The following is a 1,541-nucleotide window of genomic DNA, read 5'->3' as shown; positions in this document are numbered from 1 at the left end:
ATGAAAAAACACGACCACAGCGGCATGGCCATGCGCGGCGTGACCCGTCCGATGGCCGAACAGGAAATCAAGAAAAAATTCTCTCCGTCAGAAGATCACGACCAGCCCGCGCACGCTAAAGGCGAAGGGCACGAACACCACATGATGATGAAGCCGGAGCAGCGCAACGAAATGCTGCACATGCACCACATGCAGACCTTATGGGTCTACTGGCTGATCGTGATGCTGGGGTGCTGGATGGTCCTTTCGCCGGTTACGTTCAGCCACAGCGTCGGGACGGTCGAGCCCAGTGGCGGGCGGAGTGTCTGGCTGAGTCTGTCGCAACGCATCGCGGCCATGACCTGGAGCGACATCATCAGCGGGGTGCTGCTCATCGTCTTCGGGTGGCGTGGCCTGCGCCCCAACCGCCCCGTCAGTCTCTGGATCTGTTGTTTCGTCGGCGTCTGGCTGAGCATTGCGCCCGTCGTGTTCTGGGCACCGACGGCGGCCGCCTACCTGAACAATACGCTGGTCGGCATGCTGGTTATTTCCCTGACCATCCTGATTCCGGGCATGCCGAACATGATCATGTACATGAAAATGGGGCCGCAGACGCCTCCCGGCTGGAGCTACAACCCATCGAGCTGGCCGCAGCGGTGGATCATGATCGTGCTGGGGTTTGTTGGCTTTGTGGTGTCGCGCTACCTGGCCGCGTTTCAACTCGGTTACATCGATCACGTCTGGGACCCGTTTTTTGTGGAAGGAAGTCGGCTGGTCCTCAACTCCGACATGTCGCACAGTCTGCCCGTTTCCGACGGCGCGCTGGGGAGCCTGGCCTACACGTTCGAGTTTCTGATGGGCTTCATGGGCGGTCCGGCCCGCTGGCGTACGATGCCCTGGATGGTGACGTTTTTCGGGATTCTGGTGATTCCGCTGGGCCTCGTGCACATCTTTCTGGTGATGTCGCAGCCCATTCTGGTGGGCCACTGGTGCTCGATGTGTCTGCTGGCCGCCGCCATTATGCTGCCGATGCTGCCGCTGGAAGTCGACGAAGTGGTGGCGATGGGGCAGTACCTGAAAAAAGCGAAGCAGAAAGGCCAATCCATGTGGGAGGCGTTTTGGAAAGGCGGCACGCTGGAAGAGGGCGAAATGGATCAACGCTCGCCCGCGTTGATGGAACTTTCGGAAAAGCCGGGCAAGGTCTTTTGGGCCTCGATCTGGGGCATGAGCGCCCCCTGGACGCTGGTCGCTTCGACGGTGCTGGGCATCTTTCTGATCGCTGCGCCGGGCCTCTTCGGCGTCGACATCGAAACCACGGCGGCCGACATTGCGCACGGCGGCGGCGCCTTGATCGTCGTGGTGGCCGTCATCTGCATGGGCGAAGTGGTGCGCATCGGGCGCTACCTGAACGTGCCGATCGGGCTGGCCGTGGCCGCACTGCCCTGGTTTTTCGAAGGGGGCGTGGCGTTCGATCTGGTCTGTACCGTTGCCGGACTGGCCGTAGCGGCCCTGGCGCTTCCGCGCGGCAACGTCACCGAAACGTACGGCGGCTGGGACGAGTA

At 61.7% G+C, this 1,541-nt stretch carries 1 protein-coding gene; it reads left to right on the top strand.

Features of this window, described 5'->3' with window-relative positions:
- The coding region (locus tag BLR44_RS28400) for a vitamin K epoxide reductase family protein (protein ID WP_089688886.1) at window positions 1-1,541 on the top strand (1,541 nt) is incomplete at both ends.

Origin of the sequence: Catalinimonas alkaloidigena (genome assembly GCF_900100765.1) — a bacterium.
GTDB lineage: Bacteria > Bacteroidota > Bacteroidia > Cytophagales > Flexibacteraceae > Mooreia > Mooreia alkaloidigena.
Note: the sequence above shows the minus strand (reverse complement) of the source record. Positions and strands in the feature narration are given on the sequence as shown.